The organism is Aquimarina agarilytica ZC1 (genome assembly GCF_000255455.1).
In the GTDB taxonomy this organism is placed as follows: Bacteria; Bacteroidota; Bacteroidia; order Flavobacteriales; family Flavobacteriaceae; genus Aquimarina; species Aquimarina agarilytica.
In genome coordinates this window covers 22211-39738 of the sequence record NZ_JH621260.1, presented here as the reverse complement: position 1 = coordinate 39738, position 17528 = coordinate 22211, and the positions used below count along the sequence as shown (strand labels likewise).

Below are 17528 nucleotides of genomic sequence, written 5' to 3'. Positions count from 1 at the left end.
TATTATGAATATGTCGATGAAAAAAAACTACAAATTATTTGTCCCTTGCGAGGAAGCTCAACACGTATGCGACAAATCACAATACAATGAAGCCACTTTATTAGAAAAAATTAAGCTTAGTATTCATTTGGTTTTTTGCAAGGTATGCCAAAAATACACTAGCAATAACAGGAAGCTTACCAAAGCTATGAAAAACAGTGACGTTAAAACATCCTGCGCAATGGAAGTTAATGAAAAAAGCAACTTACAAAGCATGTTCGAAAAAGAACTTGCTAAACAGCAGTCAGGTAATTAATACAAGTACCCAATAAATAATAGGTATAGATTCTATATAAAAGGAGCAATAAAATTTCGAATTAGTTGTCGAAGTTTTATAAATCATAAAAGCCATTAAAATACTTATTAAGCTTGAAGCCCATAATGCTTCAGGCTTTTTTTGTATCCAAAATTCTATTGACAAAAACAATAGTAACAATACCCCTGCCACTAATTTAGCCTTCACAACTCCTATCACTTGTGGTAATGTTCTTAAATTTTTACTATCATAATTTAGATCTCTTATATCAAAAGGAATAATCAACACAACAACAAGTAAAAAAACTTGCAAACAATTCATTAAAAAAAAATGATCAATAGCTAAATCAAAATGAAGCGCAGGAGCTACCACTACTGCAATTACCCAACTAAATGCTACTATATATATTTTGGCACCAGATAGTGATCTCAAATTCTTTTTTAATACCACAGGTATAGCGTATAAAAAAATAAAAATTCCACCTATTGCAAAAGCTTGCAATGTCCTTAAAGGCAATTTTAATCCAAAAAAGACTAACCCCAAAAAACTGATCAAAGAAAAAAATTGGATTCCCTTAAAAAAACGAGTTAAACTGCGGTGATGTAACTTAGCCACAGGAGCATATTTAACAAAATTATACCCCGTTATGGATCCAAAAAAAATCACTCCTGACAAATACAAATCAGATCTAAGTTCATTTTTTAATAAAAAAACTTGAAACAAAGCAAATACAGCCAAGGAGACATGAATACTTGCTTCAATATAAAACCGAAAAACAGATAGTAAAAAACGCTTCATCACTTTGTTAATAATCTATATGCAAAAGTTGAAAACTTAACAATTGTACGCTATTTTTTTGTAAAATCTACTAGATAATATGCGTATTTTTGCAGCCTAAAATTCAATGTATTAGCACATGAATATTCCCCAATTTAGTGATCGCCATATAGGTATTTCAAAATCAGCAATGGAAACAATGCTTAAAACCGTTCAAGTAAACGATTTAGAACAATTAATTTACGAGACTATTCCCGATGGTATTCGATTACAAAAACCATTAAAACTTGAACAAGCCATTTCTGAATATAATTATTTAAAACACATTCATGAATTAGGCTTAAAAAACAAAGTTTTTAAATCTTATATCGGATTAGGATATCACGAAGCTTGTGTACCTGCTGTTATTCAACGTAATATATTAGAAAACCCAGGTTGGTATACCGCCTACACTCCCTACCAAGCCGAAATAGCCCAAGGTAGACTTGAAGCATTACTAAATTACCAAACCATGGTGGTTGAGCTTACAGGCATGGAGTTAGCCAATGCTTCTTTACTTGATGAGAGTACCGCTGCTGCCGAAGCAATGACCATGCTTTTTGCTTTACGTAATCGCCAACAGAAAAAAAATAACGCAACTAAGTTTTTTGTTTCCGAAGAAACATTACCGCAAACTATTTCCTTATTAAAAACTAGAGCAATTCCTTTGGATATAGAAATTGTTATAGATTCGCATCAATCATTTAACTTTTCAGCCGATTATTTTGGTGTATTACTACAATACCCCGGAAAAACAGGCGAATTATTTGATTATACCGATTTTGTTTCCAAGGCAAAAAACAATGATATAAAAGTAGCCTTTGCTGCAGATATCATGAGCTTGGTAAGTTTAAAAGCCCCGGGAGAAATGGGGGCAGATGTCGTTGTTGGAACCACACAGCGTTTTGGAATTCCTTTGGGATATGGAGGTCCACACGCTGCTTATTTTGCCACAAAAGCAATTTACAAACGTAACATTCCCGGTCGAATTATTGGCGTTTCCAAGGATAGACAAGGAAAACGTGCTTTACGTATGGCCTTACAAACAAGGGAGCAACATATTAAACGTGATAAAGCCACGTCAAATATATGCACCGCACAAGTACTACTTGCCGTAATGGCTGGTATGTATGCCGTATACCATGGCCCTAAAGGCTTAAAAGCAATTGCTAACAACATCCACTTAAAAGCAGTTAGCTTAGAAAAAGAAATCACTCAATTAGGTTATCAACAGCTAAACAATCAGTTTTTTGACACCCTACTTTTTCAAGTTAATGATAGTGAACAATTAAAAGTAGAAGCCGAAAAACAACACTTAAACTTTTATTATCCAAATAAGAATCAAGTTTCAATTGCCATCAATGAAACTACATCTATAGAAGACATTAATACTATTTGCGCTGTTTTTGCTTCCTTAAAAAATAATAAGCATATAGCAATAACATCGCTAGAAACTAATGCGAGAATCGATAATGGTATTAAAAGAAATACCGAATTTTTAACACACGACACATTTCAGTCTTACCATTCGGAAACTGAATTAATGCGTTATATTAAAAAGCTTGAACGTAAAGATCTTTCTTTGACCCACTCTATGATTGCTTTAGGTTCTTGTACCATGAAATTAAACGCTGCTGCAGAAATGTTGCCGCTAAGTAATGCTCAATGGAATAACATTCATCCATTTGTCCCTGTACAACAAGCAGCTGGATACCAACAAGTACTTTCAAAATTGGAAGATATGCTTTCGGAGATTACAGGTTTTAGTGCGACTTCACTACAACCAAACTCTGGTGCTCAAGGTGAGTTTGCTGGTCTTATGGTAATAAAAGCCTACCATGAATCTAATAACGATCATCATAGAAATATTTGTCTAATTCCTTCTTCTGCTCACGGAACAAATCCTGCATCCGCAGTAATGGCAGGGATGAAAGTAATTGTTACCAAAGCTGCAGCCAATGGCAATATTGACGTTAATGACTTACGCGAAAAAGCAGAGTTGCATAAAGATAAGCTTGCTGCATTGATGGTCACTTACCCATCTACACATGGTGTTTTTGAATCCGAAATTAAAGAAATTACCAGTATTATACATCAACATGGTGGTCAAGTATACATGGATGGTGCTAATATGAATGCCCAAGTAGGCTTAACTAACCCTGGAGCTATTGGCGCCGATGTATGCCATTTAAATCTACACAAAACATTTGCTATTCCGCATGGTGGCGGTGGACCTGGAGTAGGACCAATTTGCGTTGCAGAACAATTAGTTCCTTTTTTACCCGGCAACCCATTAGTTAAAACTGGCGGCAACAAAGCCATTACCGCTATTTCGGCAGCTCCTTTTGGCTCTGCATTAGCTTGTTTAATATCATATGGCTATATTAAAATGCTTGGCGTAAAAGGACTTACTAAAGCTACTGAGAATGCTATTTTAAATGCCAATTACATCAAAGAACGACTTGCTGGTCATTACGACACACTTTATTCTGGTGTTATGAATAGAGCTGCACATGAATTAATTATTGACTGTAGGCCTTTTAAAAATCAAGGTATTGAAGTTTCGGATATTGCCAAAAGACTTATGGATTATGGATTTCACGCACCAACAGTTTCATTTCCTGTTGCCGGTACACTAATGATTGAACCTACCGAAAGTGAAAGTCTAGCAGAATTAGACCAGTTTTGTGACGCTATGATTTCTATTCGAAAAGAAATCGCCTCCGTGTCATTAGAAACTCCAAACAACCTATTAAAAAATGCTCCGCATACTTTAGACATGCTTACTGCAGATACCTGGGACTTCCCATACACGCGTAACCAAGCGGCATATCCATTGGCTTACATTCGCGAAAATAAATTTTGGCCTAGTGTAAACAGAATTGATGAAGCCCATGGAGATCGTAATTTAATATGTAGTTGCGCTCCTATTGAAGCTTATGCTTAACAACAAACAATAGAATTTACATAAAGGACTAAGCCAGTTATTTTTATTAGATAACTGGTTTTTTTATTTTATCGCTTACGTAAGAATAGACTACAAATTATTTAATAAGGTGGTAGGGTATTTTACTTTTCAAGCGTTATATATAAAAATATATTATTTACCCCTTAACCCCGATAAGAGATTGTTGAACATTTTGATTTATAAATAACTTATTTAAATGATGCAAGCTTGTTGAGAACTTACACATATATAAATCACTAGACTAGACAATCTCTTTATTTCAACATCATACAAATCAAACAAAACAACGCATTAGCTACTCTCTCCTTATTACAAAATGTATCCCGACATCTGAACATTTTACTTAATACCTTAATTGAATTACATAAAAGTTAAATCAGTTCCTTATTTTGCATTACAAAATGACGTAAGCATAACAGATGACCGATATCCAAAATCGTACAGATTTAGAATTAATTTTTAATTCCTTTTACAAAAAAGCAATTGCAGATGCTTCCATAGGATATTTCTTTACAGAAATTATTCCAATAGATTTAGAAACTCACCTTCCTATTATTTTAGATTTTTGGGAATATAATTTATTCCACAAAGGAACTTATTCAAAAAATTTACTTGAAATTCATAAAAACATTCATGTTAAATCTCCTATGCAATATGCTCACTTTGATCAATGGATACACCTCTTAAATGAAACCGTTGACAATCACTTTAGCGGTCTTATTTCTAACAAATTAAAAACAAATGCACTATCAATTGCTACGGTTATGAAAACTAAAGTCGTTTAGGTTTTGTAAATTTGTATTTAAAATTAAAAACACCCTCACATTGAGCATTAAAATTACAGGACTTGGAAGCTACATACCTAACAAAGTTGTAGCCAATGAAGATTTTGAAAATCATTCTTTTTTGAATGCTGACGGATCCAGTTTTAAACAAAACAATCAGGTCATTATAAAAAAGTTTGTAGCTATTACCGGAATTGAAGAACGCCGTTATGCTGCCGAACATTTAAACACCTCGGACATGGCGTATGTGGCTGCTCAACGTGCCATTGAAAAAGCATCATGCAATCCCGAAACCATTGATTATATTATAGTTTCTCATAATTTTGGTGATGTTAAATATGGAGATGGAAAGGCTGATATGATTCCTAGCTTAGCGTCTCGTGTTAAACAAAAGCTACAAATAAAAAATCCGAGCTGTGTTGCTTATGACCTTATTTTTGGATGCCCGGGCTGGGTCGAAGGTGTGATTCAAGCCAATGCATTTATCAAAGCTGGAATTGCTAAAAAATGTTTAGTTATAGGTGCCGAGTCATTATCACGTGTTATTGACCCGCATGATAGAGACTCTATGATATATGCCGATGGTGCTGGAGCAAGTATTATTGAAAAAACAGATGATGAAGGAGGGATTTTTAGTCACGAAACGGCTAGTTTCACTTTAGATGAGGCTAATTTTATTTTTAACGGAAATAGTTACCTTCCTGAAGCCGATGATAGCTATTATATTAAAATGCACGGCCGTAAAATCTATGAATTTGCACTTACCAATGTTCCTTTAGCAATGAAAAAATGCTTGGATAAAAGCAAATTTACCATCAATGACGTGTCAAAAATATTAATACACCAAGCTAACGAAAAAATGGACGAGGCCATTGTAAAACGTTTTTATGAACTTTTTGACATGAAAATGCCCGAAAACATTATGCCTATGTGTATTAACAAACTAGGAAATAGTAGTGTTGCTACTGTACCTACACTTTATGATCTAATTACTACAGGCCAATTAGCTCCTCATGAAATTAATAAAGGTGATGTTCTTTTATTAGCTAGCGTTGGTGCGGGAATGAATATCAATGCTATTGTATACCAACATTAAAATTAGCTATTAATTTTAAAAAAATGTATGCTAAAAATTGGCGTTGTTCTAGATAATGAATTTGACCATGATCATCGGGTTCAAAAGGAAATTCAATTACTTTTAAATAAAGGGCATCAAGTTTACGTGCTTTGTTTTGATTTTGGCAAAAATTACAATGTTCATGAAAATATTGTTGTAACCCGCATAAAACTTCCTAAGAAGTTTAAAGATTTATTAGTATTACTTAGTACCAATTTTAGTTTTTACGAACAATTTTGGGCTAAACATATTGCTAATTTTATAATCAATTTTAAATTAGACACTATACATGCTCATGACTTATACATGAGCAAAGCTACTCACTTAGGCATAAAAAAAAGCAAACAACAAATTCCATTTACACTGGATTTACATGAAAATTACCCTGCTGCTATTAACAGTTACCAATGGGCAATAAAAGGTTGGCGTAAACTGATAGTACAACCAAAAAAATGGTATACTAAAGAGGCTACTTATTTAAAGTATGCAGATAAACTTATTGTTTTAAGTGACAGTTTTAAACTTGATTTAATTATACGATTCTCATTTTTAAAACCCCAGCAGATATTTGTACATCCAAATATGCCCAATTTAGAAAGTTTTAATTATTATGAAAATCAAAAACTACAGGTAGCATATACTTCAAAAATACCTACACTATTTTATTTTGGTGTAGTAGCCAAACGAAGAGGTATTATTGATATACTTCCATGGGTACAATCTCTTTTAACCGAAGGTCTAGCATTTAGATTACTTATTATTGGCCCAGTGGACAAAGCTGACAAAGCTGATTTTAACACTTACATACACAGTGATCAACTAAAAAATCACGTAACCTATATTCCTTGGGCCAATGTAAAGTTTTTACCTGCCTATTTAAAAAAAATTGACATAGGCTTAGCTCCTTTTGAAGTTAATGCGCAGCATGACTCTGGTGTTGCCAATAAGCTTTTTCAATATATGTATGGAGAAATTCCAATACTTGCCACCGCTAGTAAAGCTCAAAAATCACTAATCGAAGATGCTCAATGCGGATTAATTTATTCCGATTACGAAAGTTTCAAGAACTGTATAACACAACTTTTAAACAGTGACTTTAGAACAAGATTAGGCGCTAATGGAAAAACAGCATTGCTTCATCTGTATGAACAAAAAAAGGATCAACAGTTTTTAGAAATATATGATGCATTGGAAAACAGACAAAAATAAAAAAGCGCAATCAGTTACAACCAATCGCGCGCTTTTGTTTATTTTAAACTCCTTTTTTAGAATCCGCAATAGCAGCCAAAAACTTTTTACGTTGCGCTTCAGAGAGCACCTCTTCTATTTTTTTGTGATGCTCCTCTTCCAATTCCGAAAGCTTTTTATTTTTTAAATCCATAGCATCTTTTGACATATAGATATCATGCTTTGCCGTTTCATACTTTGTTACTTGTTCGGTAACTTTTTCCGTTTGACTTACCGATAAAACTAATTTGTTTTTCAGTGTTTTTACATTTCTAATCACACTCTTTTTAACAGATTCCGATGGATTAGCAATATCTTGAGCTTGAAGCGTTTGAGCAAAAACAAATAACAAACACGTCACAGCAACATTTTTCAAGTGTCTCATTTTCAATATTTTTTACTTTCATTAAATATAATAATTTTATGTTTTAAAATAGTATTCGATTAACATAAACTATGTTCAAAAAAATTAAATCCCCTAAATAAACACTGTAGGGACATACTTTTTTCGAAAATTTACATCCAGAAATCAAAAATTAATAAACCATAAAAAAATCCAAATTAGTATCTTTCGCGGGTAAAATACAACTTATTTGGATAACCTAAAAAAATATAGTGCTCACGAGTCTGCGGTTATTGACCCTAAAGCCAACATTGGAGATGGAACAAAAATATGGCACTTTTCACATATAATGTCCGATGCAAGCATAGGCAACAATTGTAATATTGGTCAAAATGTAGTGGTATCCTCTAAGGTACAACTAGGAAATGGCGTTAAAATTCAGAATAATGTATCTGTCTACACTGGGGTAATATGTGAAGATGATGTGTTTTTAGGTCCATCCATGGTATTTACCAATGTTATTAATCCTCGAAGTTTTATTGTTCGTAAAGAACAATTTTTAGAAACTTACGTTGAAAAAGGAGCCACTATTGGCGCTAATGCCACCGTTATTTGCGGAAACAGAATTGGCAGTTATGCCTTAATTGGAGCTGGAGCTGTAATCACAAAGCCTGTATTACCTTACGCACTTGTGGTTGGCAACCCTGCCAAACAAATTGGCTGGGTGAGCAAATACGGACATCGGTTACAATTTAATGAACACCAAATAGCTACATGCCCCGAAAGTGGTGAACAATATAAATTAACAAAAAACGGAGTAACACCCGTTTAACTTATATCAATGAAAAAATTTGCCCTTATGGGAGTTGCAGGTTTTGTGGCCCCCAGACATTTAAAAGCGATTAAGCATACTGGAAATGAATTGTTATCATCCTATGATCCTAATGATAGTGTAGGCATTATTGATTCTTATTTTCCAAAGGCCAAATTTTTTACTGAATTCGAGCGTTTTGACAGGCATATTGAAAAACTCCGATTAGACAAGCAGCAATCTATCGATTACATGTCCATTTGTACGCCAAATTATTTGCATGATGCTCATGTCCGCTTTGCTTTACGAAACGGATCCCATGCCATTTGCGAAAAGCCTTTGGTATTAAATCCATGGAATGCCGAGGCCTTAGCAAAATTAGAAGCAGATTCGAACAACAAAGTAAACACCATTTTACAATTACGTTTACACCCGTCAATAATAGCTCTCAAAGAAAAAATTGCCCATAGCCCGAAAGATAAAATTCATGATGTTGACTTAACATACATCACCTCCAGAGGGAATTGGTATTACGCCTCTTGGAAAGGAGCTATGGAAAAATCTGGAGGAATTTGCTCTAATATTGGTATTCATTTTTTTGATATGCTTATTTGGATTTTTGGAGATGTTCAAAAAAGCACCGTTCACCTTATGGAGCATGATAGAGCTTCTGGCGTGTTACATTTACAAAATGCCAATGTTCGCTGGTTTCTTTCTATCAATTCAGATACTTTACCTCAAGAAGCTATAGACCAAGATCAACGTACTTTCAGAACCATAACAATTGACAATGAAGCTTTAGAATTTAGCGCAGGTTTTACCGATTTACATACAGAATCCTACAAACACATTTTATCAGGTGACGGATTTGGGATTTCAGAAACCTTAAAATCTTTAGAGTTGGCCCATCAACTGCGTCATGCTACACCTGAAGTTTTAAAAGATGAATACCATCCTTTTGCCAAATTACCTTCAGTAAATCACCCTTTTAAGCGTTAATACCTTTATAACAACAATAAAAAATTAAGCCATTCAATTGCATTGAATGGCTTAATTTTTCTACTAAAGTATTTCTTTAAAAATTCCTACAATTTCATCCGATTCAAGTATCTTGTAATAGCAAATTACCAATTCTAATTTGCATTACTAACTATTTGATCTTCCTATGAAAAAAAATATTTCACACCTATTTTTACTCTTATTTACAATGATTAGTATACTAAGTTGTAAAAAAAAGGAATTCAAAAAAGTTAATCCCGAGTTTATCAATTATGTTTCGGCATATACCTCCGGTTTAATATCTTCTAAATCTTCCATAAAAATTAAGCTTTCAAAAGCAAACACAGAAGTTAAAACTGGCGATGATGCCACCCATTTATTTAAAATTGACCCAAAAATTGAAGGAAATGCCCAGTGGCTAAGTACAAATACCATTGAATTCACTCCTTTGAAACCCCTCCCCTCTGGAGAATTATACGACATCAACTTCGCGTTAAGCAAAGTAATGGAGGTCCCTAAAACCTTAAAAGAATTTATTTTTAGCGTTCAGGTGATCCCTCAAAATTTTGACGTAAAACTTAAAACCGTAAAAAGTTTTGATCTTACTAATTTGAATCTTCAAAAGGTTGAAGGGAGCATAAAAACTGCTGATGTTATTGAAATTAATGACCTTGCTCAAATTTTTACATCAAATTTAAATGGCACAAAATATCCTGTTCGCCTCGACAAAGGAAACAGTGCTAAAAGTTTTAAATTTCATATTGATAGTATTCCCCGCTCCAAACAAGCAAACAAATTAACTATCAATTGGGATGCCGATGCTTTGGGCTTAAACAAAAGTGGCAAATTAAGTGTTGAAATCCCTGCTATTGGTGACTTCAAAATTTTACAAACACAAGTATTCCAACAACCTGAGCAGTATATATCTATAGTTTTTTCGGACCCGTTAGACAAAAATCAAAATTTAAATGGGCTTGTTTATTTCCCACAACAAAGGAATCCCAAATTTGTTATAGAAGGTAATGAATTAAAAATATTCCCGTCGCGCAGATATACTGGCAAGCATCCTTTAACTATAGAAAAGGTAAAAAATAGCATGGGACAAAAACTGCCTAAAAAACAAACTATCAATTTAATTTTTGAAGATGTAAAACCTGAAATCGCACTTTTAGGAAAAGGAGTTATTTTACCCAATAATGAAGGCATTAAATTCCCTTTTAAAACCATCAATTTAAAAGCGGTAAAAGTTAGAGTGATCAAAATTTACGAAGAAAATGTGGCTCAATTTTTACAAATAAATAACGTTGATGGACAACGAGAAATTCGACGCGTAGGGCGCACAGTACACCAAAGTATTGTTGATTTAAAGTCGCAAAAGGATATTGATTATGGTACATGGAACAGCTTTGCCCTTCAATTGGATAGGCTTATTAACCCAGAACCTGGAGCCATTTATCGTGTTGAACTCTCTTTTGGTAAAAATCAAAGCATGTATGCATGTGAGGATACTGTTTCCGATCAAAATGAAGACACTTCAACAGATAGTGATTGGAACCAAGATCAATCTTTTGAAACGAGTTCGTGGGATTATTATAATGAAGATGATTACTATTATTATGATAATAACAATTACGATTATTCGCAACGAGATAATCCTTGCAACAATGCATTTTACCGTTACAACACTACTAAAGTGAGCAGAAATGTATTGGCCTCCGACTTAGGAATTATTGCCAAAATGGGAGGCAATCAAAAATTATTCACTGCAGTTACCGATTTACAAAGCACCGAACCCATTTCTGGCGTAAGCCTTGAAGTGCTAAACTACCAACAAAAACAAATAAGCAATGGAACAACAAATGCTAAAGGACTTGCCGAATTACCCATAAAACACAAGCCCTACCTGTTAATTGCCACAAAAGGAAAACAAAAAGGCTATGTGCGTTTGGATAATAATTCATCCCTATCCACTAGTAAATTTGATGTTTCTGGAACTGTTATTCAAAAAGGAATTAAAGGATTCATTTATGGCGAACGTGGCGTTTGGCGACCTGGAGACACCTTATTTTTGAATTTCATGTTACAGGATAAAGACCAATTACTTCCAAAAAATCATCCTGTATCTTTTGAGCTTTTAAACCCCGATGGACAAATTATTACCTCCAAAACAAAACATGAAGCTGTTGGTAACATATACAATTTCACTGCCACTACACTCCAAGATGCTCCTACGGGGAATTGGATGGCTCGCGTAAAAGTTGGAGGTTCTGTATTTTCAAAACGCATTAAAATTGAAACAGTAAAACCCAATAGGCTAAAAGTAAATTTAAATTTTGGCACCGACCAATTGTCTGTACTAAACACTAATATAAAAGGTACATTAAGCTCTAGGTGGTTACACGGCGCTATTGCTAAAAACCTTAAAGCGAATGTACGCGTAAGCTTAACTCAAGCCCCTACAAAATTCCCAAAATACACTGATTATATTTTTGATGATCCTGGTTTTGCTTTTAAAAACGACGATCAAAATTTATTTGATGGTAGGCTTAACGCAGAAGGAAAAGCGCCCATAAATTCCAACTTAAAAATTAGTAATAACGCTCCTGGAATGCTACGGGCTAACTTTTCGGTAAAAGTATTTGAAGAAGGAGGTGATTTTTCTGTAGATCGTTTTTCCATTCCTTATGCTCCCTATAAATCATTTGTAGGTATTCGACTTCCTAAGGGAGATAAACGCAGAGGCATGCTACTTACCAACATCAAACATCCAATTAATATTGCCACCGTAAACCCCAACGGAAAACCTGTAGATAGTAACGTAAAAATTGATATTTACAAAATTGAATGGCGCTATTGGTGGGAAAAAAACAACAACGAAGATCTATCCAATTATATTGGCAGTTCATACAAAAAACCGATACATACTAGTTATGCTACTACCAAAAATGGATTGGGCGTAGCCCATTTTGAAATAAAAGAACCCGAATGGGGGCGCTATTATGTACGTGTTACAGATCAAAAAAGTGGTCATACCACTGGTAAAATTATTTATGTGGATTGGCCCGGTTGGGCTGGTCGTGCTAGTAAAGATAATCCTGGAGGAGCTAGCATGCTTGTTTTTAGCACCGACAAATCAACATATAACGTAGGTGAAACTGTAAAAGTAAGCATTCCAACTGCAGACAAAGGCCGTGCTTTGGTAAGTATTGAATCGGGGTCAAAAGTTATTGAAACCTACTGGGTCGATGCCGAAAAGGAAACCACTCAGTTTAGTTTTGTTGCTACCGAAGAAATGACACCTAATGTGTTTATCAATGTTACTTTATTACAACCTCACAACTACAAAAACAACGACCTTCCTATTCGTTTGTATGGTATAACACCTATTAGTGTAGAAGATGCTACTAGTAAAATTACCCCAACATTAAACATGCCCGATGAATTGCATCCCAACGAAAAAGTAAGCCTTAAAATTGGTGAACAAAACGGTAAAAGCATGGACTATACTATTGCTGTTGTTGATGAAGGGCTTTTAGATATTACTCGCTTTAAAACTCCTAACCCATGGAATACTTTTTATGCTCGCGAAGCCTTAGGTGTTCGTAGCTGGGACATGTATCAATATGTTATGGGGGCTTATACAGGGGAAATTTCTGGATTATTACAAATAGGAGGTGATACAGCGTTTAATGTTAAAAAAGAAGGCGAAAAAGCTAATAGATTTAAACCCGTTGTTAAATTCTTAGGACCTTTCTCCCTTAAAAAAGGACAAAAAAATACGCATAGTTTTACTATGCCACAATATGTAGGCGCTGTAAAAACCATGGTAGTTGCCTCTAGCAATAATGCTTATGGAACTGTAGATAAAGCGACGCCGGTCACTCAACCTTTAATGGTTTTGGCTACACTACCTAGAGTAATTAGTCCCACCGAAAAGCTAAAAGTTCCAGTTACGGTATTTGCTATGGACAAAAGTTTAAAAAATGTAAGTGTAACAATTAAAACCAATGAACTAGTTAGCACTACAGGGAGTAACACAAAAACACTCCGTTTCGAAAAAACTGGAGACCAATTAGTCACCTTTGATTTAGATGTTGCTAAAACTATAGGAAATGCCAAAGTAGAAATCATAGCTAAATCAGGAAATAAAATAGCGAAACACAGCATTGATGTTGCAGTACGCTTACCCAATCCACCATTAACCAAAAGCTATAACAAAGTGATCAACCCTAACGAAAGTTGGGAAACTAATTTTGAACTTTCGGGTATAAAAAGTACCAATAAAGCTTATCTAGAAGTATCTAGTATTCCTGCTATCAATTTAGAAGAACGCTTACAATACTTGATCAAATACCCACACGGATGTGTGGAACAAACCACCTCCGCAGGGTTTCCTCAATTATTTTTAAGTGAGGTAATGGAATTATCCGACAACGTCGCTAACAGAGCTAGTAACAATGTGAGTGGTACCATTAACAAATTACTGCAATTCCAAAATTCTGAGGGAGGATTTGTTTATTGGCCTAGCCGAACTAAGACTGATGACTGGGCAACCTCATACGTAGGACACTTTTTATTAGAAGCTAAAAACAAAGGTTTTGCCATCCCTTCGGGCATGATTAATAAATGGGTTAATTACCAAAAATCCGTAGCTAATTCCTGGAAATCAAGCCCTAAAAACAGTTCAAATTATTACCGTTGGTCCGATATGCAACAAGCTTATCGTTTATACACACTAGCCCTAGCCAACAAAGCCGAAATGGGTGCTATGAATAGATTAAAAGAATCGGAAACCTTAAGCTTACAAGCCATTTGGCGTTTAGCCGCCGCCTATGCTGTTGCTGGTCAAAAGGACATTGGGAAAGAACTAATCTTTGGAAAATCCTATGAAATTCCTGAATATAAAGAAATGGGCTATAGCTATGGTTCGAACACCAGGGATAAAGCAATGATTTTAGAAACACTTATTTTATTAGATGAAAAGGAAAAAGCTGCCGAATTATTAAAATCACTTGCCAATGAACTAAATGCCAAAAAATGGATGAGTACACAAACCACCGCCTATTCACTAATAGCTGTTTCAAAATTTATTGCCGGTAATAAATCCAATGGGCAACTTGCTTTTTCATATACGCAAAATGGTGTGGCTAGTGCCAATTTTGCTTCCAACAAGCCTATATATAAACAAGCCTTAAAAGTAACCAAAACTTCAAATACACTAAACATAAAAAACAACAATACGGGTGTCCTATTTGCTCGCGTAGTTACCAAAGGGGTTCCTGTAACTGGAAAAACCTCGGATGCTAGCAATGATTTACAAATGAACGTCACTTACCTTGATTTAGAAAACAAGCCTATTAATCCAAATCAAATAAAACAAGGAACCGATTTTAAAGTCGAAGTTCAACTTAAAAATTCAGGATATAAAGGAGATTATAAACAAATGGCTTTAACTCAATTATTCCCATCTGGCTGGGAAATACAAAATATACGCATGGACAAAGTAGGTGAAAAACATTTAAAAAGCACTCCGGACTATATGGATGTTCGTGATGATCGCATTCACTACTACTTTGATCTTAAAAAAGGAGCTACTAAAACTTTTGTAAGTTTAGTCAACGCTTCCTATTTAGGAAAATTTTATTTGCCTTCTATAAGTTGCGAGGCCATGTATGACAATACCATAAATGCTACTAAAGGAGGACGTTGGACAGAAGTTAAAAAGTAAAAAAAATACTACATAAAAATTTCATATGTTCTCATTTTTTGTATTTTTAAGCACAACAACTTAAAAATTAGCTCTTTATGACTACATACGAAATTTGCTACCTAAGCAAAGCTAGCCCATGTTTAACCAATGACGAACTTAAAATTGTTTTAGAAGAAACGACACACTTTAATAATAACAATGGAATTACAGGTGTTCTTTTATTTTCTTCTGGCACTTTTTTTCAAGTCCTAGAAGGTGACGAAACACAAATCACACATCTATTTTATAATAAAATAATGAAAGATTCGAGACATAGTGACATATACACAATTCTTCAAAAAAGTACTAAAATTCCTTTTTTTCAAGGTTATAGCTCAAAATTTGTTGCCATTCAAAATAAAATTGAAATCAACCAAATAAAAGAATACATAATAAAACACAATATACAAGACGATCCCAAGCGATTTAGACGTCTTTTGATTCCCTATTTAACTACTGCTCTAACCAGTTCACAGGCTTTTTAAGCACTTCCAGTAACTTAGCTTCCGCCGTTCCTTCCCCCGGGTGGTGGTTATAGCGCCACTGCACATTTGAAGGCAAACTCATTAAAATACTTTCGATTCGACCATTGGTTTTTAAACCAAACAATGTTCCTTTATCGTGTACCAAATTAAATTCTACATAACGACCTCTACGAATTTCTTGCCAATCTCTATGCTCCTTTGTAAAAGGTAAGTCTTTTCTTTTTTCTAAAATAGGCACATAAGCTTCCACAAAACTATCACCCACTTCAGTTACAAAAGCATACCAATCATCAATACTTCGGTCTTCAGTAGCTTTACAATAATCAAAAAACAAACCTCCTATCCCACGCCCTTCTCCTCGGTGCGCATTATAAAAATATTCATCACATTTTTGCTTGTATGTAGGATAAAATTCCGCATCATGCTTATCACAAGCTGTTTTACATGTGCTGTGAAAATGAATAGCATCTTCCTTAAATAAATAATAAGGAGTCAAATCTTGTCCGCCACCAAACCATTGATCTACAATTTTACCTTGTTTATCATACATTTCAAAATAACGCCAATTGGCATGTACTGTTGGCGCCATTGGGTTTTTAGGATGAATAACCAAACTTAAACCACATGCAAAAAAATCTACATCTTCTACTTTAAAATAAGCTTGCATCGTTTTTGGTAAAGGTCCATGAACTGCGGATATATTGACCCCTCCTTTTTCTATAACTGCACCATTTTCTATCACACGAGTGCGACCTCCTCCACCTTCTTGACGCTCCCAAAGATCTTCCTGAAAAGTAGCTTTAGCATCTACTTTTTCTAAAGCAGTAGTGATTTTGTCTTGTAAGTTTTGTATGTATTGGTAGAATTGTTCTTTCATCAACAACAGATCAAAATTTTATGTATTTATTTACAAACTTTTATCAAGAACAGCTCTTAAACTCCCTTCCTTTTCTTCATATATGAATTTCAGAAGACTATTAAATGTTCCTGAAGGGTCATCATTATTACAATCAAAATCCACTATATCATCCATAGGATCTTCATCTTGATCACTGCACGAATATTTTATTGATTCAACTTTTGAAAAATTATTCTTTGAAAGCGATATATCTAATAAATCATCAAATATCATAAGTGATTTAAATAAATTCTCTTCACTATCGTAATTAGAATAATTAATTTCAACAACTTCTTTACTAACTGGTTCATTCGTAAATACTCCCCTTTCATTTTCTTCAAAACTCAAAGGCAAAAACCTATTATTAGAAATAGTCTTCTTCTTTAAATTATCAAATTCATCATATTCAAAAACGATCTCAATATGATTTGGCTCGGATTCTCTAGATTCAAATTTTGTAATTAATTTAGTTAACAAACCGTTTTCGGCATAACTAAAAAAAGAAATACTTGGTTCATTAAATTCTGAAGTACCACCCTCTAAAGGGCTTACTGGAGGAAAAACATTGATTAAATTCTCTTTTTCTATTATTTGACCTTTGCTGTTTAACTTAGTTATAGAAGCTAGCTCAACTTTTTTACTCCCTTCAGAATCTTTAATAGAATAATTTTTTATCAAATCATTATCGTAAACAAGACTATCTCTATAACTTTTATCTAAAAAAATTGGTCTTCTTATTAATAAATTTTGACCTGCTAAAGCTCTAAAAATCATTCTATTTTGCCGACCTACAACTCGTCCTTTATCATCATATTTTAATTCAATAAATTCATTTTCAGGATTATCTTCATTATTAATGGCAAAAACTAATAAAAAATATGATATTCTTGCATTATAAGCATCAAGCAAAACTTCTGTATCTGAATCTGGTCCAGAATCCTCTACAGATTCATCATCTGAATTACAAGATGAAAAACAAATTAAACACAATAAATAAATCAATAAACTATCTTTCATATGAAACTTTTTCTTTAC

The 17528-nt window shown here is 34.1% G+C and carries 13 protein-coding genes; 9 read left to right on the top strand and 4 right to left on the bottom strand.

Features of this window, described 5'->3' with window-relative positions; translation table 11 throughout:
- Window positions 1–16: 16 nt before the first annotated feature.
- Window positions 17–295, top strand: coding sequence for a hypothetical protein (locus KQA_RS0209815; protein ID WP_040396265.1), 279 nt, complete (start codon window positions 17–19; stop codon window positions 293–295).
- Here KQA_RS0209815 and KQA_RS0209810 read toward each other — a convergent pair.
- On the bottom strand, window positions 284–1093 hold the full coding sequence (locus tag KQA_RS0209810) for a hypothetical protein (protein ID WP_010180612.1): 810 nt from the start codon (window positions 1091–1093) through the stop codon (window positions 284–286). The genes KQA_RS0209815 and KQA_RS0209810 overlap by 12 nt on opposite strands.
- Window positions 1094–1211: 118 nt before the next feature.
- Between KQA_RS0209810 and gcvP the strand changes: the two genes are divergently transcribed.
- From gcvP to KQA_RS0209790, 4 genes are all read left to right on the top strand, one after another.
- Window positions 1212–4058, top strand: coding sequence for an aminomethyl-transferring glycine dehydrogenase (gene gcvP, locus KQA_RS0209805; RefSeq protein WP_010180610.1), 2847 nt, complete (start codon window positions 1212–1214; stop codon window positions 4056–4058).
- A 440-nt stretch (window positions 4059–4498) separates the two neighbouring features.
- Window positions 4499–4864 carry a group III truncated hemoglobin gene (locus KQA_RS0209800; RefSeq protein WP_010180608.1) on the top strand — a complete coding sequence of 122 codons (366 nt, stop codon included), beginning with the start codon at window positions 4499–4501 and terminating at the stop codon, window positions 4862–4864.
- Between the two features lie 40 nt (window positions 4865–4904).
- Window positions 4905–5960: a 3-oxoacyl-ACP synthase III family protein gene (locus KQA_RS0209795; RefSeq protein ID WP_010180606.1), complete on the top strand. Its 1056-nt coding sequence runs from the start codon at window positions 4905–4907 to the stop codon at window positions 5958–5960.
- A 27-nt stretch (window positions 5961–5987) separates the two neighbouring features.
- Entirely contained in the window at window positions 5988–7190 is a 1203-nt protein-coding gene (locus KQA_RS0209790; protein WP_010180604.1) for a glycosyltransferase, read from the top strand.
- Window positions 7191–7233: 43 nt separating this feature from the next.
- On the opposite strand, the gene KQA_RS0209785 is transcribed toward KQA_RS0209790, so the two are convergent.
- A complete protein-coding gene (locus KQA_RS0209785; RefSeq protein WP_010180602.1) occupies window positions 7234–7593 on the bottom strand; it encodes a hypothetical protein in 360 nt (119 codons plus the stop codon).
- A 208-nt stretch (window positions 7594–7801) separates the two neighbouring features.
- On the opposite strand from KQA_RS0209785, the gene KQA_RS0209780 reads away from it, so the two are divergent.
- The 4 genes from KQA_RS0209780 (at window position 7802) to KQA_RS0209765 (ending at window position 15595) form a co-directional block, all read left to right on the top strand.
- The gene (locus KQA_RS0209780) at window positions 7802–8383 is read left to right on the top strand and encodes an acyltransferase (RefSeq protein WP_010180600.1); all 582 of its coding nucleotides are present in this window, start codon (window positions 7802–7804) and stop codon (window positions 8381–8383) included.
- A gap of 9 nt (window positions 8384–8392) precedes the next feature.
- On the top strand, window positions 8393–9361 hold the full coding sequence (locus KQA_RS0209775) for a Gfo/Idh/MocA family protein (protein WP_010180598.1): 969 nt from the start codon (window positions 8393–8395) through the stop codon (window positions 9359–9361).
- Window positions 9362–9527: 166 nt separating this feature from the next.
- Window positions 9528–15089, top strand: coding sequence for an alpha-2-macroglobulin family protein (locus KQA_RS0209770; RefSeq protein ID WP_010180596.1), 5562 nt, complete (start codon window positions 9528–9530; stop codon window positions 15087–15089).
- A 77-nt stretch (window positions 15090–15166) separates the two neighbouring features.
- Window positions 15167–15595, top strand: coding sequence for a BLUF domain-containing protein (locus KQA_RS0209765; RefSeq protein WP_010180593.1), 429 nt, complete (start codon window positions 15167–15169; stop codon window positions 15593–15595).
- Here the strand turns inward: KQA_RS0209765 and hemF are convergent.
- Together hemF and KQA_RS0209755 are read right to left on the bottom strand one after the other, a co-directional pair.
- Window positions 15564–16472, bottom strand: a complete 909-nt coding sequence (gene hemF / locus KQA_RS0209760) for an oxygen-dependent coproporphyrinogen oxidase (protein WP_010180591.1) — start codon at window positions 16470–16472, stop codon at window positions 15564–15566. The two genes, KQA_RS0209765 and hemF, sit on opposite strands and share 32 nt — an antisense overlap.
- Window positions 16473–16502: 30 nt before the next feature.
- A complete protein-coding gene (locus KQA_RS0209755) occupies window positions 16503–17510 on the bottom strand; it encodes a hypothetical protein (RefSeq protein ID WP_010180590.1) in 1008 nt (335 codons plus the stop codon).
- Window positions 17511–17528: the final 18 nt, after the last annotated feature.